General features: G+C 71.2%; 15 protein-coding genes and 1 tRNA gene. 9 read left to right on the forward strand and 7 right to left on the reverse strand.

Annotated features, from left to right (window positions below):
- Entirely contained in the window at positions 1-1536 is a 1536-nt protein-coding gene (gene der / locus ACEYYH_RS08250) for a ribosome biogenesis GTPase Der (RefSeq protein ID WP_374977719.1), read from the forward strand.
- A 50-nt stretch (positions 1537-1586) separates the two neighbouring features.
- Here the strand turns inward: der and ACEYYH_RS08255 are convergent, their stop codons facing one another.
- Complete coding sequence (locus tag ACEYYH_RS08255; RefSeq protein WP_374977720.1) at positions 1587-2015, reverse strand: GNAT family N-acetyltransferase; 429 nt, start codon at positions 2013-2015, stop codon at positions 1587-1589.
- Between the two features lie 83 nt (positions 2016-2098).
- On the opposite strand from ACEYYH_RS08255, the gene ACEYYH_RS08260 reads away from it, so the two are divergent.
- The 3 genes from ACEYYH_RS08260 (at position 2099) to ACEYYH_RS08270 (ending at position 5209) form a co-directional block, all read left to right on the forward strand.
- A complete protein-coding gene (locus ACEYYH_RS08260; protein ID WP_374977721.1) occupies positions 2099-3001 on the forward strand; it encodes an NUDIX domain-containing protein in 903 nt (300 codons plus the stop codon).
- An 85-nt stretch (positions 3002-3086) separates the two neighbouring features.
- Positions 3087-4709: a LuxR C-terminal-related transcriptional regulator gene (locus tag ACEYYH_RS08265; protein ID WP_374977722.1), complete on the forward strand. Its 1623-nt coding sequence runs from the start codon at positions 3087-3089 to the stop codon at positions 4707-4709.
- 104 nt (positions 4710-4813) lie between these two features.
- The gene (locus tag ACEYYH_RS08270) at positions 4814-5209 is read left to right on the forward strand and encodes a hypothetical protein (protein WP_374977723.1); all 396 of its coding nucleotides are present in this window, start codon (positions 4814-4816) and stop codon (positions 5207-5209) included.
- Here ACEYYH_RS08270 and ACEYYH_RS08275 read toward each other — a convergent pair.
- Entirely contained in the window at positions 5121-5504 is a 384-nt protein-coding gene (locus tag ACEYYH_RS08275; protein ID WP_374977724.1) for an RNA-binding S4 domain-containing protein, read from the reverse strand. The two genes, ACEYYH_RS08270 and ACEYYH_RS08275, sit on opposite strands and share 89 nt — an antisense overlap.
- Entirely contained in the window at positions 5501-6178 is a 678-nt protein-coding gene (locus ACEYYH_RS08280) for a lysoplasmalogenase (RefSeq protein WP_374977725.1), read from the reverse strand. The genes ACEYYH_RS08275 and ACEYYH_RS08280 overlap by 4 nt, the downstream gene beginning before the upstream one ends.
- 37 nt (positions 6179-6215) lie before the next feature.
- Between ACEYYH_RS08280 and ACEYYH_RS08285 the strand changes: the two genes are divergently transcribed.
- Entirely contained in the window at positions 6216-7394 is a 1179-nt protein-coding gene (locus ACEYYH_RS08285; protein WP_374977726.1) for a low temperature requirement protein A, read from the forward strand.
- Positions 7395-7403: 9 nt separating this feature from the next.
- Here the strand turns inward: ACEYYH_RS08285 and ACEYYH_RS08290 are convergent, their stop codons facing one another.
- Positions 7404-7991 (reverse strand): GNAT family N-acetyltransferase, encoded by a 588-nt coding sequence (locus tag ACEYYH_RS08290; protein ID WP_374977727.1) that lies wholly within the window; start codon positions 7989-7991, stop codon positions 7404-7406.
- A gap of 131 nt (positions 7992-8122) precedes the next feature.
- Here ACEYYH_RS08290 and ACEYYH_RS08295 point away from each other — a divergent pair.
- Positions 8123-8199 (forward strand) — tRNA-Pro (locus ACEYYH_RS08295).
- Positions 8200-8269: 70 nt separating this feature from the next.
- Here ACEYYH_RS08295 and panD read toward each other — a convergent pair.
- Positions 8270-8656, reverse strand: coding sequence for an aspartate 1-decarboxylase (gene panD / locus ACEYYH_RS08300; RefSeq protein WP_374977728.1), 387 nt, complete (start codon positions 8654-8656; stop codon positions 8270-8272).
- Between the two features lie 97 nt (positions 8657-8753).
- Between panD and ACEYYH_RS08305 the strand changes: the two genes are divergently transcribed.
- From ACEYYH_RS08305 to ACEYYH_RS08315, 3 genes are read left to right on the forward strand one after another with little or no spacing between them, the layout of a single operon-like run.
- Complete coding sequence (locus tag ACEYYH_RS08305) at positions 8754-10226, forward strand: DUF3375 domain-containing protein (protein ID WP_374977729.1); 1473 nt, start codon at positions 8754-8756, stop codon at positions 10224-10226.
- Positions 10219-10944, forward strand: coding sequence for a DUF4194 domain-containing protein (locus ACEYYH_RS08310; RefSeq protein WP_374977730.1), 726 nt, complete (start codon positions 10219-10221; stop codon positions 10942-10944). Before ACEYYH_RS08305 ends, ACEYYH_RS08310 begins: the two co-directional genes overlap by 8 nt.
- Entirely contained in the window at positions 10941-14291 is a 3351-nt protein-coding gene (locus ACEYYH_RS08315) for an ATP-binding protein (protein WP_374977731.1), read from the forward strand. Before ACEYYH_RS08310 ends, ACEYYH_RS08315 begins: the two co-directional genes overlap by 4 nt.
- Positions 14292-14294: 3 nt before the next feature.
- Here the strand turns inward: ACEYYH_RS08315 and ACEYYH_RS08320 are convergent, their stop codons facing one another.
- Positions 14295-14900, reverse strand: a complete 606-nt coding sequence (locus tag ACEYYH_RS08320) for a GNAT family N-acetyltransferase (RefSeq protein WP_374977732.1) — start codon at positions 14898-14900, stop codon at positions 14295-14297.
- Positions 14897-16999, reverse strand: a complete 2103-nt coding sequence (locus ACEYYH_RS08325; RefSeq protein WP_374977733.1) for a penicillin acylase family protein — start codon at positions 16997-16999, stop codon at positions 14897-14899. Before ACEYYH_RS08325 ends, ACEYYH_RS08320 begins: the two co-directional genes overlap by 4 nt.

Raw genomic sequence — 16999 nt, forward strand, 5'->3', positions numbered from 1 at the left:
ATGGCTGATGACAACACCGACTTCGACGAGTTCGAGGCCGGAGACGACAACCTCGCCGAGAACCTCGCGGACCTCGACGACGAGCTCGCCGAGCAGCGGGCCGTCGCCCTGCGCGTCGGCCTCGACGACTACGACCTGGACGACGAGGACGCCGCGCTGCTCGCGGGCATCGCCCTGGGCGAGGACGGCATCGAGTTCCTGCCGGCGCTTCCGGTCGTCGCGATCGTCGGCCGCCCGAACGTCGGCAAGTCCGCGCTGGTGAACCGCATCCTGGGCCGCCGCGAAGCCGTCGTCGAGGACACCCCCGGTGTCACGCGCGACCGCGTCACGTACAAGGCCGAGTGGATGGACCGCCGCTTCACCCTCGTCGACACCGGCGGCTGGGAACCTGACGCGAAGGGGATCGACCGCTCCGTCGCCGCGCAGGCCGAGGTGGCGATCGATCTGTCGGACGTCGTGCTGTTCGTCGTCGACGCCATGGTCGGCGCCACGGCGACCGACGAGCACGTCGTGCGTCTGCTCCGCAAGGCGAACAAGCCCGTCTTCCTCGTCGCCAACAAGATCGACGACGCCCGCCAGGAGCCCGAGGCCGCCGCGCTCTGGAACCTCGGGCTCGACCAGCCGTGGCCGGTCTCGGCCATCCACGGCCGCGGCGTCGCCGACCTTCTCGACGAGGTCGTGAAGGTCATGCCCGACGTGTCGGCGGTGGCCAAGGCCGAGATCGGCGGCCCGCGCCGCGTCGCGATCCTCGGCCGCCCGAACGTGGGCAAGTCGTCGCTGCTGAACAAGGCCGCGGGCGAGGAGCGCGTCGTCGTCAACGAGCTCGCCGGCACCACGCGCGACCCCGTCGACGAGGTCGTCGAGCTCGGCGGCAAGCTGTGGCGCTTCGTCGACACCGCCGGCATACGCCGCCGCGTACATCTGCAGCAGGGCGCCGACTTCTACGCGTCGCTGCGCACGTCGGCGGCGCTCGAGAAGGCCGAGGTCGCGATCGTCGTGATCGACGTGACCCAGCCGATCAGCGTGCAGGACCTCAACATCATCGATCTCGTCCTCGAGTCGGGTCGCGCGCTCGTCATCGCCTACAACAAGTGGGACCGCCTCAATGACGACGACATGGACGGCCAGGACCGCCGCCGCTACCTCGAGCGCGAGATCGAGCAGGACCTTGCCCACGTGCAGTGGGCGCCCCGCGTGAACATCTCGGCCCGCACCGGTCGTCACCTCGACAAGCTCGTGCCGGCGCTCGAGACGGCACTCGAGTCATGGGATCAGCGCATCCCGACGGGCAAGTTCAACGCGTTCCTCACCGAGCTGATCGCCGAGCACCCGCACCCGCTGCGCGGCGGAAAGCAGCCGCGCATCCTGTTCGGCACGCAGGCGTCCACACGCCCGCCGACCTTCGTGCTGTTCACGACCGGCTTCCTCGACCCGGGTTACCGCCGCTTCATCCAGCGGCGCCTGCGCGAGCTGTACGGCTTCGAGGGCTCGCCGATCGTGATCAACATGCGCGTCCGCGAGCGCCGCCAGCGCTGACGCCAGCTCTGGGATGACGGATGTCTCGGACCGAGGCATCCGTCATCTCTTCATGCGTGCTCGCCCTGACCGTAGCGCGCCGGGCGCACCATCGCGGTCGTGTCGGGCGCGGCGAAGCCGAACTGCCGGTAGAGGCCGTGCGCGTCCCCGGTGAACAGTGTCCAGCGCATGTCGGCGCCCGGTCCGTCGTCGATCATCAGGTGGATCAGGCGCTTGCCGAGTCCGTGACCGCGGTGCGCGTCGACGACGAAGACGTCGGCGAGGTAGGCGAAACCGACACCGTCCGAGACGGCTCGGGCGAAGCCGACCAGTTCGCCGGTCGGGCGGTGGTAGGCGGCGACCACCCGCCACGAATTGTCGAGCTGCGTCTCGACCTGTTCGCGCGTGCGCCATCCTCCCCAGTACGCCTCAGTCGAGAGCCACGCCCACACGGCGTCTCGCTGGACTCGGGTCGGGTCATCGTCGAGTTCGTACTCCATGCACCCCATTGTGGCGAGTCCTCCGGTGACGGCGGTGGGGCCGATTCGGCGTTCGCGGCCCGCTCGTGTGACAGGCTGGCACCGTGACGATCGAGCCTCCCGCCTCTGGTGAGCCCCGGCGTCCGCACGGGCCCCGCGACCCCGGGGACGCGTGGGTCGTGGCGCCGACGGGGGAGCGGTACTGGGGCCGGTTCGGAGCGGCGGGCCTGCTCGCCGTCGACGCCGAACGTGGTGTGCTGCTGCAGCATCGCGTGTCGTGGAGCCACTTCGGCGACACCTGGGCGCTGCCGGGCGGCGCTCGCCACGAGGGCGAATCCGCCTGTGACGGTGCGCTTCGCGAGGCCGCCGAGGAGGCGGGCGTACCGGGTTCCGCGGTGCAGCCTCGCGTGCTGAGCGTCTTCGATCTGGGCTACTGGAGTTACACCACCGTGGTAGGCGACGTGGTGGTGCCGTTCGAACCCACCATCAGTGATCCCGAGAGCCGGGAGCTGTCTTGGGTGCCGGCGGACGCGGTCACGGACTATCCGCTGCATCCCGCTTTCGCGGCGTCGTGGGAGCGTCTGCGCGGTCTGCTCGCCGTGCGACCCGCGATCATCGTCGACATCGCGAACGTCGTGGGTTCGGTACCCGACGGCTGGTGGCGGGACCGCCCGGGCGCGGCCTCCCGCCTCGTCGCACGGATTGCGGGCCTCGCCGCGCGCGGGGTGCCCGCGTCCGCGCTGGAACTGCCCGAGCAGACCTGGTACCCGGAGTGGACCGCGGTGGTCGAGGGGCAGGCACGCCGCGCCGAGGGAGCGCGCGGCGTCGAGATCGTGCGGGCCGAGGCATCCGGTGATGACGCCATCGTCGTGGCGGCGCAGCAGGAGGTCGCCGCAGGGCGACGGGTGACGGTGGTCACGAGCGACCGCGCGCTTTCCGAGCGGTTGACGGATGCAGGAGCCGCGGTCCGCGGCGCGCGCTGGCTGCTCGACCTTCTGGAGGGCTGAGACCCGGCGGACAGCCGGCGGCGTCCTTGCGGGGCCGGCGGGATCGGCGGTACCGTTCCCGCAACATTCGAGGGGCGGGGGCGGCATGAACTCCTCCAGCGACCTCGACGCCGGCCGTGCGGCGGTAGCCGACCGGCGTTGGGCTGACGCGTGGGAGCTGCTCGCCCGCGTGGACGCGCGGGATGGCCTCGGGGCTTCCGACCTGGAGCTGCTCTCGACCGCTGCGCTCCTCCGCGGGGAGGCGCGCGCCTGCATCGACGCGCTCTCGCGGGCCTACGGCGCGCACTTGTCGACGGGGGACACCGCCGGCGCGGCGCGTTCGGCCGGGTGGCTTGCCCTCGATCTGATCGAACAAGGGGACTTCACCAACAGCGTGCTCTGGGCAGCACGCGCGATGCGGATCGTCAACGCCATGCCGGAGCCCGGCGCTCTGGCCGGATTCGTCCGGATGGCTCCCGCCGTCGGTCAGCTCGGCAGCGGCAACAACGCCGAGGCGGTGCACGCGTTCGAGGAGGTTCTCGCGATCGCCGAGCGCGAGGCCGACCGCGAACTCGCGACATTCGCCAGACTGGGCCTCGGGAAGTCCCTCATCGAATCCGGTGCCGTGGCGGAAGGACTCGGTCGCCTCGATCAGGCGATGACCGCCGTCGCAGCCGGCGACGTGGCCCCGCTGCCGACCGGCGTCATCGTCTGCGGCGCCGTCTCCGACGCCGTCCTGGCCTTCGACCTGGACCGCGCGACCGCGTGGACCGGTGTGCTCGGGCGGTGGTGCGCCGAGCAGCCTCAGCTCATCGCGTTCAGCGGACAGTGTCGCGCCCTGCAAGCCGGGCTCCTGCTGGTGCGCGGGGCCTGGACGGAGGCGTCGGCCGCTGTGGAGCTCGCCCTCTCGCGTTTTCGGGCCGGCGACTACCGGGCGATCTGGGGTGCGCCCTATCAGCACGCCGAGCTGTCGCGCCTGCGCGGGGCGTTCCATTCCGCCGAGGAGTCCTATCGACGTGCCGGCGAGTCCGGATGGGAACCGCAACCGGGTCTTTCGCTGCTCCATCTCGCACTCGGCCGCACGCGGCGCGCGCAGGACGAGATCCGACGAAGCGCGGCGGGCGCCGACCCGCTCACCCGGCGGTACCTGCTTCCGGCGGTCGCCGAGATCGAGGTCGCTGCGGCAGATCACGACGCGGCGCGCCGTGCCGTCGAAGAGCTGCGCGACACGAGCAGGACCTCCGCCACGCCGATGCTCGACGCGACGATCGCCGCCACTGACGCGCGGGTGCTGCTCGCCGAAGGCCGGATGACCGACGCGCTGGACGTGGCCCGCAGCGCCGCGCGGGGATGGGACACCCTCGGGGCGCCGTACGAGGCAGCGCGAAGCCGCGTTCTCGCCGGGCGCGCGGCGCGCGAGGCCGGCGACGCGCCGGAGGCGCAGGTGCAGTTCGACGCGGCACGCGCGGTGTTCCTCGCGCTCGGCGCGGAACCCGCCCTCGCCGATCTGGCCGCCGTGATGGGTGACCGGCGCGCCGGGTCGCTCACCGCTCGCGAGCTGGAGGTACTGCGGCTCGTGTGTACCGGTCTCACCAATCGAGGGATCGGCGAAAGGCTGTCCTTGAGCGAGAAGACGGTCGCGCGTCACCTCGCCAATATCTTCGGCAAGCTCGGCATCACGTCGCGAGCGGCCGCGACGGCCTACGCGTACGAGAACGGCTTGGTCTGACCGCGGCTTGCCGACTCTACACAGAATGACCCATATGCGCGCTCCGGAGAAGATGCGCGCTTCGCCCGACGCGGCGCACAGGCGCCCGCGCATACCGTGTGGCCATGGACATCCCGCTGATCGCCGGCACGGTCTCGACCGTCGTGTTCGCGGTCAGCAACCTGCCGATGCTCGGCAAAGCGCTGCGCACGCGTGACGTCTCGTCGTACAGTCTGCCGAGCCTGGTGATGATCAACGCGGCGAACGCGGTCTACTCGCTCTACGTGTTCAGCCTTCCCGTCGGGCCGATCTGGGCGCTGCACACGTTCTACGTCGTGTCGTGCGCCATCATGCTCGTCCTGTGCTTCGCGCAAGGCCGCGTGGCGGTTCGGCGTGCGGCGCTCGACCAGCCGCACTCCGGCGACGTCGCCCTCAGTGATCGTCGCGGCCGCGCAGACGGTCGATCTCGCGCCGCTCGCGCTTCGTCGGGCGTCCGGCGCCTCGATCGCGCTGCGCCATGAGCGGCGTGGGGTCGCGCGGGGGAGTGCGATCCTCCATCGCGGCGGCGACCAGCGGAGCTCCGACGCGCTTCGAGATCGGCTGACGCACGACGAGCATGCGGTCGAACCCGTCGATCCGCACCCGCACCTCGTCTCCGGGTTTCACCGCCTGCGCCGCCTTCGCCCGTTCGCCGCCCACGCGCACGTGCCCGGCGCGGCAGGCCGTCGTCGCGGCCGAACGGGTCTTGTAGATCCGCACGGCCCAGAGCCAGGCGTCCACGCGCACCGACGTGCCCGGGGTCGAGGCATCCGTCATGGAATCACCACCGGGGTCTGCACCTCTCGGCGCGCGCGGACGCTCACCAGCACCCCGGCGGCGATGAGGCCCTGGCCGAGGCAGTAGGTGATCATGACGAGCGGGCTCGTCCAGTCGGGCATCACGTCGGGGGTGAACAGGCGGAACGCGAGCACCGAGTCCGACGTCAGGAAGAACACGCCGCCCCACACGACGAGCGGATGACAGCGGGATGCTGCGAACGCCGTGCCGCCGAGCACCAGACCGTAGATCGCCACGGCGATGGCCAGCCCGCCGAGGTGCGGCCACAGCACGGCCAGGAGCACCACCCACCACACGGCGTAGACGGCGGCCCAGAGGGGGACGCGGCGCACGGCCAGCATCCGCCAGAACAGCCAGATGTAGCAGAGGTGCGCGAGGCCGAAGAAGAGCAGCATCATCGGCACGGTCGGGAGCCACGGCACGAACGTGCCGGCACCGTCGCCGAGCCACGAGAGCCCGATCGCGATGACGAGCAGGGTGTGAGCGGGCGTCCAGCGGGATCCCCACACACCCCAGACGACCGCCAGCCCGAGCAGCGGCATCAGCGCGAGTTTCGTGGGCGCGGCCACGGCGTCGGAGCCGACCGCGAGCGCCGCGACGTGCACGATGGACACCGCGATATACGGCACGAACCCGATCCAGAGCCGACGCATGATCCTCCTCGATACGCAGGGCAACCATAATCGTCGCATGACCGATGTGCTGGCTCGGATGGGCCTCGTCCGGATGTCCGCCCGCGATACGACCGCGGCGCACCGTGTGGCGACGCCGCTCGAGCTGCTGTTCGACCTGGTCTTCGTCGTCGCGGTGTCGCAGGCGTCGCAGAACCTGCACCACCTCCTCAGCGAGGACCACGTGGGCCAGGGCGTGCTCGCCTACCTCATGGTGTTCTTCGCGATCTGGTGGGCGTGGATGAACTTCACATGGTTCGCCTCGGCGTTCGACACCGACGACTGGCTGTACCGCGTGCTCACGATCGTGCAGATGGGCGGCGTTCTCGTCCTCGCTGCCGGCGTGCACGACGCGATGGTCGACTTCGACTTCCTCGTGGTGACGTGGGGCTACGTCATCATGCGATTGGCCATGGTGGCGCAGTGGCTGCGGGCTGCAGCATCCGATCCCGAATCGCGCCGGACGGCGCTGCGCATGGCTGCCGGAGTGAGCGTGGTGCAGGTGCTGTGGGTCGCACGGATCTCCCTGCTCGATGAGACGGCGCAGTTCTGGACGTTCTTCGTGCTCGTCGCGCTCGAGCTGCTCGTGCCGGTCTGGGGCGAAGCCTCGGGGCGTACGGCGTGGCACCCGCACCACATCGCTGAGCGCTACGGCCTGTTCACTCTCCTGCTTCTCGGTGAGAGCCTGCTCGCCTCCGCGAACGCGATCATCGACGCACTGGGCGAGGGGGAGCACGTTTCGGAGCTGGTGACGCTCGCGATCTCGGGGATCGTCGTCACCGCCGGCATCTGGTGGGTGTACTTCTCCCGCGAGCAGCAGCATCGGTTGGAGGGGAGGAAGTCCGCCTTCCGCTTCGGCTACCTGCACTACGTGATCTTCGCGGCGGTCGGTGCCGTGTCGGCCGGCGTGGAGGTCGAGATCGACGAGATCACCGGGCACACCGAGATCTCGCCGGAGATCGCCGGTCTCGCCCTGACGCTGCCGATCGCGATCGTGGTGGCGGCGTCGTGGTTCGTGCTGCTGCGGGCGTCGCTGTCGCGGTGGGCGTCGGCGGCGGTGCTCGCCGGCGCGGTGCTGATCGCTCTGGCCGGCCTGCTGCCGTCGGGGGAGTACGTCGTCGCCGCTGCGCTGCTGGTGGGCGTCGTGGTCGTGCTCGAGGTCGATCGCGTTCGCCGGGAGTCGGCACGAGTGCGTTGACGCCGCGGGTCAGCCCGCGAGATCGAGCGACACGATCGCGAGGTGCGGCTTCGGCCGCGCCACTTCGCGGAACCCGGCTTCTTCGAACGTCGAGAAAACCCCGTGGAACAGCTCGTTGGAGGGGATCTTCTTTCCCGCGTCGGGGTCGAGCGGGTACGCCTCGATCACGCGCGCCCCGCCCGTGCGCGCGTAGTCGATCGCCGCGTCGAGCAGCTTCGCGTTGAGACCCTGGTTGCGGTGCTCCTTGCGTACGACGAAGCAGCTCACCGCCCACACCGAGTCGTCGTCCCACGCCTCCTCCGACGCGCTCGTGAAGTTGCGGGTGCGGCCGAGGCGCACCTGCTTCGTTCGCGGGCCGATGCGCACCCAGCCGGCGGCCGCGCCGTCGACGTACGCGATGAGCGCCGGGGGTGGGCCGGCGTCCATCTCATCGCGGAGCAGCCCCTCGCGCTGCTCCTGAGAGGTCTGCTGCCACTCGGCGTTCGTGATCATCCACCACTGGCACTGGCAGCTGCGCCCGTCCCCGCCGCCGCTGAGCGCGTGCTGCGCGTCGTCGAAGCGATCTGCGGTGGCCGGTTCGATGGTGATGTGCGCCATGCGGCGACGCTAACGCCCCCCACCGACACCGGCAAGCGATCGACGGATGCCACGCCCGGGCGTCCGTCGGTTCGCAAGGCCTCCGCGGAGCGGGTAGGATGGGGGAGTTGTCCGCGCGTCAGCGGAGTCAACGGGATGTGGCGCAGCTTGGTAGCGCACCTGACTGGGGGTCAGGGGGTCGCAGGTTCAAATCCTGTCATCCCGACCAGAAAGTCCCGGAAACCGAACGGTTTCCGGGACTTCGTCGGTTATCGGGCAGTCGGTCGGGTCGACCGCCGTCACCCCGCGTTCGTCAGCACGCGCAGAACGCTGTTCGCCCGCGCACCGGGCGTCGACTCATCGATGTTGACCACGACGGGCTCGTGCTCCCGCACCTCTTCGCGCTCGTACTGCGCGTACGACATCACGATCACGACGTCGCCGGTGTGGACGAGGCGCGCGGCGGCGCCGTTGATCTGCATGACTCCGGTGCCGCGCTCGCCGGCGATCGTGTACGTCTCGAAGCGGGCGCCGTTGTTGACGTCGACGACGTGCACCTGCTCGTGCTCGACGATGTCGGCGAGATCCAAGAGATCGGCGTCGATCGTGATCGACCCGACGTAGTTGAGGTCGCTGCCGGTGACGGTGGCGCGGTGGATCTTGGACTTGAGCAGAGTGCGACGCAAGGGAGACTCCCGGGGATAGTGGATCGAGTCCAATAATACGACCGCTCCGTCCGCTCCGAATCGTGGCCCCGTGCCCGCCCCGGGTAGGCTGGAGGCGATGGGGAACACTCGTGCCGAGGCGGCATATCTGCGCTCGCTGGCGGCATTCCGAACCCCGACCCTCGACCTTCTTCACGGTCGCTACGCCCCCTTCGTGGTCGCGGCCCTCTCGATCGTGTTCACGGTCGATCGCCCGTCGGTCGAGATCTCCGATGCGCACGCCGAGGTCGCCGAGATCCTCGACGAGCTCCGCGCCGCGGGCTACGACGAGGGCGACCGCACCCTCCCCGTGGGCACCGCCCGCGAGATCTGCCGCTACTGGGTGCGGGTCGGCTGGCTCGTGCCGCAGATCGACGGCGACACCGAGGTGTATCGGCTGACCGCGCACGCGGTCGGCGCGCTCGAGATCACCGGGCGCACCGCCGGCGGCCGCACGCGCGTGTCGAACTCGCGCGTCCGCACGCTCCTGGAGGCGGTCGACCGCCTCTCCGATCACGCCGAGACGGACCCCGCCGTGCGGATGGCCCGCCTCATCCAGGAACGCGATGCGCTCGACGCCGAGATCGCCCGCCTCGAGCTTGGCCAGTCCGAGCCGATCGACGACGAGCAGCTCCTCGAAGAGGCCGAGAACGTCCTGCACCTCGCCCGCGAGCTGCCGGCGGACTTCACCCGCGTCGCCGAGTCCATCAAGGCGATGCAGCGCGACGTGGTCGCGGACCTCCGTCGTGATGTCCGGCCGACCGGCGAGGTGCTGCGCGAGTACCTGCAGCGCGGGCAGCACGTCATGCAGTCCACCGCCGAGGGCCGGGCCTTCGCCGGCGCCCTCCGCCTGATCGGCGATCCGGAGCGCGTCGACAGCCTCACCGAGCAGCTGCACACGCTGCTCGCGCAGCCGTTCACGCGCCTCATGGACGGCGAGCAGCGCAAGGAGCTGGACGCCATCGGGCGCCGGGTCGAACTCGGCGTCGAGGAGGTGCTCACGGCTCAGCGCCGCGCCTCGCGCGTGATCACGGCGCAGGTCCGCACCCACGACCCGATCCGCGACCGGCAGGTCGACGACCTGCTCCGCGATGTCATGTCGGGGCTCCAGGCCTGGACGCGCAGCTCGTCGTCCGACGCCGCGGTCGAGCCGCTGCGCAGTCTGCCGATGGCCGACATCGGGCATCTGCGGCAGTCGGTGAGCGACATCCGTCCTCCCGGCGCGCCGGCTCCGCTCACGGCCTCGGACGAGGACGCGGAATTCACGGATGCTGACACCCGCGCGTGGGGCGGACCTCGGTACGCCGAGCTCGAGGCGTACGTCGCCGGCCTCGGCGACGAGTTCGACCTGGGCGACGCGTTCCAGGGAGCGGACGACGACGCCCGACGCCCGGTCGACCTCGTGGGCCTCCTGGAGATCGCCCACCGCAACGGCATGAGCGAAGGCGATGGGGTATCCGTCGTCGAAGCCCTGCGCCCCGACGGGACGACGCGACGGTTCGCGTTCGGGTCCGTGACAGCCCGCACCGCGAAGGAGCACGACGATGACTGAGACCGCCACCGAGAGCGATCTCGATGCCCGCGATCTCGACGCCGGCGACGTCGATGCGGGCGAGGCGTTCATCGCCCCGGCCGCGATGGAAGACGACCTCGACGAGCTGTTCCCCGGCGACCGAGGCGTCCTCGACCCGGCGGTGCGGCGCGTCTTCGTGCACGTCCTGCAGCGGAGGTTCCTGCTCGCGGACCGCAACCGCGACGAGTGGACCGTGCTTCTCGACAACCAGCAGCTCATCGAGTCGCGCCTCAACGATCTCTTCGTGCGCCTCGTGGTCGACCACGACCGCGGGGTGGCCTACAAGCAGCAGGTGCGCTCCGACGAGCTCGAGATGCCGATCCTGCTCCGGGATGCCGCGTACACGCGCTCCGAGACGCTCGTGCTCGTGCACCTGCGCACGGTCTACCAGCGGGAGTCGGCGGCGGGGGAGCCCGCGGCGCGCGTCGACATCGAGGACGTCGAGCAGACGGTCATGAGCTACTTCGTCGACGCCGACGGCGACACCGCTCGCCGCCAGCGGTCCATCCGCAAGGCGATGGACCGGCTCGCGCGCGACGGCATCGTCGACGAGGAGACCACGGGCCGATTCCGCATCAGTCCCCTTGTCGAGATCGTGCTGAGCGCGGAGAAGCTGCGCGAGCTGCGCGACTGGCTGCGCACGCAGGGTCCGCTTCCCGATCTCGAAGACCCCGAACTCGAGGAGGCCGCGCTGTGACGATGCTCGACACGCTGTTCGGGCTGATTCCGGCGGCATCGCGCGGGCAGCAGTGGCTCGCCGAGGACCTCCAGCTCGTCAACTGGGGAGGCTACGACGGCGCGCACCGCGTGCGGTTCTCGCCCGAGGCGACCCTCCTGTGCGGAGGGTCGGGCTCGGGCAAGTCGACGCTGATGGACGCGTACATCGCGCTCATGATGCCCCACACGACGCCGTTCAACGGCGCGTCGAACGGGGGAGTGACGGGTCGGCCGCGCGGCGACGAGCAGCGCAACATCCTGTCGTACGGGCGCGGCAAGCTCGACGAGTCGCGCACCGAGGACGGCACGAAGATCCGTGTGCTCCGCGGCGACGGCGAGGACACGTGGACTGCCGTGGCCATGACATGGATCGATCACGACGGCTCCCGCTTCACCGCGGTGCGCGCCTGGTACATCCCGGCCGGCGCGCGCGTGCTCGAAGACACCGTGCGCGTCCGTGCGACGACGGACCGGGCGTTCGACCTGAGCTCGCTCGAGCAGGCCGCGGCGCTGCGGCTCTCCGACCTCTCGATCAAGAACGCCGGGCTCGACCCCGTGGGAACCGATCGGGAGTTCTCGGCGCGGCTGCACGCGGTGCTCGGGATCGGTGCGGCCGGGGCGGGGGCCAAGGCGATGAGCCTGCTCGCCCGCATCCAGGCCGGTCAGCAGATCACGACGGTCGACGACCTGTACAAGCGCCTCGTGCTCGAAGAGCCCGAGACGATGACCACGGCCGATGCCGTCGTCGCGCACTTCGACGGCCTCGAGAGCACGCGCACGCGCATGCTGACGGCGCGCCAGCAGGTGGGCGCCCTCGAGCCGATCCGCGAGCTGCGCGAGAAGATCGCGGCGGCGGCGGAGCGCGTGCGCCTGATCGACGAGGTAGGGGAGTTCTCCGACCCCTCCTCGCTCGCGACGCTCTGGCGCGCCGACCGCCGGCTGGGCCTGCTCCGCGAGGTCGAGACGGAGCTGCGCGACCGCAAGAACGCCGCCGACACCTCGCTGCGCGAGAACCGTGCACTCGCCGACGCCGCCGAGGCGGAGCGCGACGGGCTCGTCGAGGTGCTGCGGCTCTCAGGCGGGGACCGGCTCGAGACCGCGCAGCGCGAGCTGCGCGAGGTCGAGCGGCGGCTGACCGCCACGCAGAGCCGGCGCGCGGGGCTCGACGCCGACCTCCGCGCGATCGGCGAGGAGGCGACCACGCACGCGGCGTTCACCGCCCTCGTGGATCGCGCCCGGGAGACGCTCGCCGACCGCGACGCGAAGGGCGGCGCCCGCGCTGAGTACGCCGAGGCGATCTCGGCGGAGAAGTCCGCCGCGCGCGAGATCGCCGAGCTCGAGGCCGAGGTGCGACGCGCGACCGGGCTGCAGGGCAACATTCCGCGCACACTGCACGAATCGCGCGAGCTCGTCGCGCGCGCGGCCGGGATCGAGATCGAGGATCTGCCTTTCGTCGGCGAGCTGATCGAGGTGCGCACGGAGTTCGAGCCGTGGCGGGAGGCGTTCAACCTCGCGCTGGGCGGTTTCGCGACGACGCTCCTCATCGATGTGGAGCAGCTCGGGCGCTTCCGCACGGCGATCGACGCGGTGCGCACGCCGGTGCGGCTGCGCTACGAGGGCGTGCACGCCGGACTCGACGAGGCGGACCGGCTCGACACGACCACACTGCCCGGGCGTCTCGACTACCAGAGCACGCCCTTCACCGGCTGGCTGCAGGAGCGGCTCGCCGACCGCTTCGGCTTCGTGTGCGTCGACTCCGCCGTCGACCTCTCGCGCCATCGCATGGCGCTGACGCTCACCGGCCAGATCTCGCAGGGAAGCCGTGGGGCGCACGGCGGCCACGGCCGTGAGAACGTGCTCGGGTTCTCGAACGACCGACGGATCGCCGACCTGGAGCGGCAGCTCGACGAGGCGCGTGCCCGGCTCGCACGCTCCGCCGAGAACCGCAAGCGGGCGGACGCCGCGTTGGATGCCGTCGACGAGCGCATGTCGGTGTTCGCCAAGCTCCGTGATCTCACCTGGGAGCAGGTCGACGTCGCCTCCGTCACGGCCGAGCGAGACCGATGGCTCGCCGTGCAGGACGACGTGACGGCATCGAACCCCGAGATCGCCCGCGTGCAAGGGCAGATCGCCGCCGCCAAGGGCAAGGCGGCGCGCCTGCGCGAAGAGATCGCGCGCACCACGGTCGAACGCGAGCAGATCGAATCGCAGTGGAGCGATGTCATCGACGACGTCGACTCGGATCAGACCATCGTCGACGCTGCGGAAGACGCGGGAAGGATGCTGAGCGCCGACCAGAACGCGTTCCTCGATGACCGATTCCGCCTGACTGAGACGTCGCGGCCGGTGAGCGCGTCGGATGCGCTGGCGGCGTTCGTCGCGGCGCTCACGACGGCCGCGCAGCGGCTCGCCGAGGATCGCCGTGCGGCGTGGGACGCACTCGAGCAGCAGCGCGACGGCGTGCGGCGCATCATGGTGAGCTTCCTCGAGCGCTGGCCGAACCCGAATCTCCTGCCCGATCCTGACGAGTCGATCGACGACTTCGAGCGGATCCTCGAGGCACTCCGGACGAGCGGCCTGCACGAGCTCGAGACCGAGTGGCGCGACAGTCTTCTGAAGCTGTCGGGCAACGACCTCACGAACCTCGACTCGACGCTGAGCCGGTCGATCCGCGAGATCCGCGATCGCATCGAGCCGATCAACGAGATCATGCAGGACCTGCCGTTCTACGACGACGACCACCGCCTGCAGATCACGACGCGCGAGAACCAGTCCGAGGCGCGCCGGCGCTTCCGCCGTGAGCTGCGAGAGGTGCGCGCGCTCATCGAGGCGGCCTCGACGGACGACGAGCGCGAGCAGGTCTACCGTCGGATGTCGAAGCTGATCGGCCACATCCGGCGCTCCGCCCCCGACTTCGGCGACCTCATTGACGTGCGCAACCACGTGCGCGTCAGCGCCGAGCGCGTCGACGCCGTGACCAAGCAGCACGTCGCCCTCTACGACCACATCGGCGAGAAGTCCGGCGGCGAATCGCAGGAGCTCATCGCCTTCATCGTCGGTGCCGCCCTGCGCTATCAGCTCGGTGACGCCGGCGCAGCGCGCCCGCGCTACGCGCCCGTGTTCATGGACGAGGCGCTCATCAAGGCCGACGCCCACTTCACGAAGCGCGCGATCGGAGCCTGGCGCGGCCTCGGCTTCCAGCTCGTGATCGGGGCGCCGAACGACAAGTACAGCGCCATCGAGCCGCACGTCGACGTCGAGTACGACATCCTCAAGGACACCCGCGGCCGTTCGTGGGCCAAGCCCAAGGTCGGCCTGCGGAGCTGACCGCTACGGGCGCGCCCCGTCCGACTCCCACGCGTCCCGCGTGAGGAACGCGAGCTGCCCCGACTTGCCGGGCAGCTCGACCTGCGGGCCGAGGGTGAACCCGGACAGGCGCGCGCGGGCGACGGCGCGCGCATTGCCGACGTCGGGCTCGATCACGATGCGCTCGACTGCGGGCTGCGCGAACAGGAACCCGGTGATGACGTGCGCCACGCGGGTGGTGAAGCCGCGCGCGGGTGCGCCACGGTCGCCGAGGAGGAAGTGGGTGCCGACATCCCCGGCCTGCGCGTCGTACACCTCGCCGAGCGGGTCGTTCTCGGGCTCGTACGTCTGCAGCAGCACGATCGGCAGGCCGTCGCGCCGGATCACGAACGCGTGATGGGTGGAGAGCCCGTCGACATAGGCGTACAGCTCGCCGAGCTCCGGGGCGGTGAGATCCCCGAGACCCCAGAAGCGGGCCGTCGGCGCGGTCACCCAGCGGTGGATCACCTCGAGGTCGGCGACGGGGTCGAGCACGGCGATCTCCATGAGACCGAGCACCGGATCGTCGGCCGTGTGCACGACGGTGCCGGCGGGTCCGCTCACGAGGCGGTCGGTGGTGAAGGTGGTCATGAGGTTCCTGTCGGGGCGTCGGGGCGGAGGCGGGCCCAGTCGGTCACGACCCGTGCCGGTCGGACGTCGGACCACCCCGCCAGCTGGTCGGCGAAGTGCGGTGAAGCGGGGTCGCCGGCGGCGCCGAACGGCACGCTCCAGAGGCTGTTCTCCCGGTCGGCGAGGTCCCACGCCCAGCGGGCGACCGAGCCGCGCCACGACCGGTCGGTGACACCCGGAGTCGAGCCAGTGCACCGCACCGTGTCACCGTCGCCCGACAGCGGCACGTCGAGGTGCGCGCCCGGGTCGGTCGCACCCGGCACGTCGGCGAGCACGTGCACCGGAAGAAGGCGATGCGTCGCGCCCCATTCGGCCGTGTCGGCGGCGTCGTCGAGCGCTGTGGCTGTCAAGGCGTCCACGTCGTCACGCAACGCAGGGTGCGCGAGCAGCCGAGCCAGCGCCGCGGCGACCTGGCCGGTCACCCCGAACCACGGGTCGAAGACCGCGCCGAAGCCGTGCGGCGTGTGCAGAGCCGCCAGCGCAGGGTGTGCGGCGACGCGTCTCACGAGGGCGGCTCGCCATGCCGCGAACATGCCGGCGGCGACGGATGCTGCGTCCATCCGTCCGTCCCAATCCAGGAGCGCGTCGCGCACCTGGGTCGCCGGCGGCGGCAGAGCCCCGCGCGGTACGAACGGGAGCAGGGCGGCCGCCGATCCGCTCGCCGTGTCGCCCCACAGGGGCGCGAACTCGTCCACCGACCCCGGTCGCCGTTCCTCGAGAAGCACGCCGATGCGACCGGCCCGGTGTGGTGAGGAGTACGCCCACCCGAGGTCGATCTCGGCGCGCCCCGGCCGTTCGTTCGCATCCACCGCGGTGTCGTTCACCACGAGTGGGCGCGCGCCCGCTCGATCCGTCGCCGTCTCGGTCAACTCGGCACGCAACGGCAGTCGCCGTTCCGCGCGCGGTCGGTCCGGCGTCACTCCGACCGTCGCGGCGAGCACCGCACCGTCGCGGTCCGCGGCGAGCACGCGGTTGACGGGGTCCACCCATCGCCCGAACGCCGCCACGACATCGGACGCGGACCGCGCTCGCAGCAGACCGAGGAGCGCACCGGCCCCGAGATCAGCGTTCGCTCGGGCAGGCATCCGCACGCTCCACCCGACCAGCTCGTCGCCGTCGGCGCAGAGCTCGGTCACCACCGTGCCGCGCTCCGTCTCGAGAGCCTCGATGTCGACCGGGTCGCCCCCGCGCACCCGGATCACCGAACGCTCGACATCCACACGGCGCCAGCCGTCCGGCCCGAGCGCTTCGTAGCCGCCGCGCACCCCTCGCAGCCGTTCGCGGAACACATCGACGCTGTGCGCCATCGCGTTGGTCACGCCCCACGCCGCGTCGCCCGCGTGCCCGAAGTGCGGGGCCCCGGGCACGCCGGGGAACGCGAGCCCGACGACGTCGAACTCGTCGCACGCCAGCCGCACCTGCTGGTACACGCCGGGCAGCTCGAAGATGCGGTGCGGGTCGCCCGCGATCAGCGGCATCCCGCTCGCCGTCCGCGAGCCGTGCAGCGCCCAGGCGTTGCTTCCCGATGTCGGCAGCGTCTCGTCACCGCCGTCGCCGTACCCCGCGAACACGTCGACCCACGCGTCGCCGAGCGTCGCGGCGACGTGCTCACGCCACAGCATCAGCGGGAAGGTCGAGAACAGCGCGTGCGCCACATGCAGCACGCCGAGCGGGTCGTGGTCCGCCCAGGGCTCGAGCGGGCGCGCGTCTGCGAAGACCTCGTCGAGCGTCCGGAACTCGATCGCACCCGCCCCGACCGCGGCCATCCCGCGCCGGACCCCCGCCGCATAGCGGGTCACGAATGCGCGGGTCTCAGCATCCGTCCCCGAAAGCGCCCGGCGCGCGGTGTCGTCGAGCCGCGCGCGCCGCGCGAAGACGTCCCACGCCACGCCCGCCTCGCCGATCAGCTCCGACAGCCGCCCCGATGCCCGCAGCCTGTCGACCTCGATCTGCCAGCCGCGGTCGCGTGCCGTCACCTCTCCTTGGGCCTCGGCGAGGTCCCCGACGTCCGTCGCACGGAGGTGGGGGATGCCGAGGCGGTCGCGATAGACCTCCGCCAT

The organism is Microbacterium trichothecenolyticum (genome assembly GCF_041938625.1).
Lineage (GTDB): Bacteria > Actinomycetota > Actinomycetes > Actinomycetales > Microbacteriaceae > Microbacterium > Microbacterium trichothecenolyticum_D.

Bases quoted from the DNA above. Each gene is read 5' to 3' on its own strand.
- ACEYYH_RS08275 (WP_374977724.1), bottom strand. From the start codon at position 5,504: ATGACGGATGCCTCGACCCCGGGCACGTCGGTGCGCGTGGACGCCTGG.
- der (WP_374977719.1), top strand. From the start codon at position 1: ATGGCTGATGACAACACCGACTTCGACGAGTTCGAGGCCGGAGACGAC.
- ACEYYH_RS08280 (WP_374977725.1), bottom strand. From the start codon at position 6,178: ATGCGTCGGCTCTGGATCGGGTTCGTGCCGTATATCGCGGTGTCCATC.
- ACEYYH_RS08285 (WP_374977726.1), top strand. From the start codon at position 6,216: ATGACCGATGTGCTGGCTCGGATGGGCCTCGTCCGGATGTCCGCCCGC.
- ACEYYH_RS08320 (WP_374977732.1), bottom strand. From the start codon at position 14,900: ATGACCACCTTCACCACCGACCGCCTCGTGAGCGGACCCGCCGGCACC.
- ACEYYH_RS08270 (WP_374977723.1), top strand. From the start codon at position 4,814: ATGGACATCCCGCTGATCGCCGGCACGGTCTCGACCGTCGTGTTCGCG.
- ACEYYH_RS08305 (WP_374977729.1), top strand. From the start codon at position 8,754: ATGGGGAACACTCGTGCCGAGGCGGCATATCTGCGCTCGCTGGCGGCA.
- ACEYYH_RS08290 (WP_374977727.1), bottom strand. From the start codon at position 7,991: ATGGCGCACATCACCATCGAACCGGCCACCGCAGATCGCTTCGACGAC.
- ACEYYH_RS08325 (WP_374977733.1), bottom strand. From the start codon at position 16,999: ATGGCGGAGGTCTATCGCGACCGCCTCGGCATCCCCCACCTCCGTGCG.
- ACEYYH_RS08310 (WP_374977730.1), top strand. From the start codon at position 10,219: ATGACTGAGACCGCCACCGAGAGCGATCTCGATGCCCGCGATCTCGAC.
- ACEYYH_RS08265 (WP_374977722.1), top strand. From the start codon at position 3,087: ATGAACTCCTCCAGCGACCTCGACGCCGGCCGTGCGGCGGTAGCCGAC.
- ACEYYH_RS08255 (WP_374977720.1), bottom strand. From the start codon at position 2,015: ATGGAGTACGAACTCGACGATGACCCGACCCGAGTCCAGCGAGACGCC.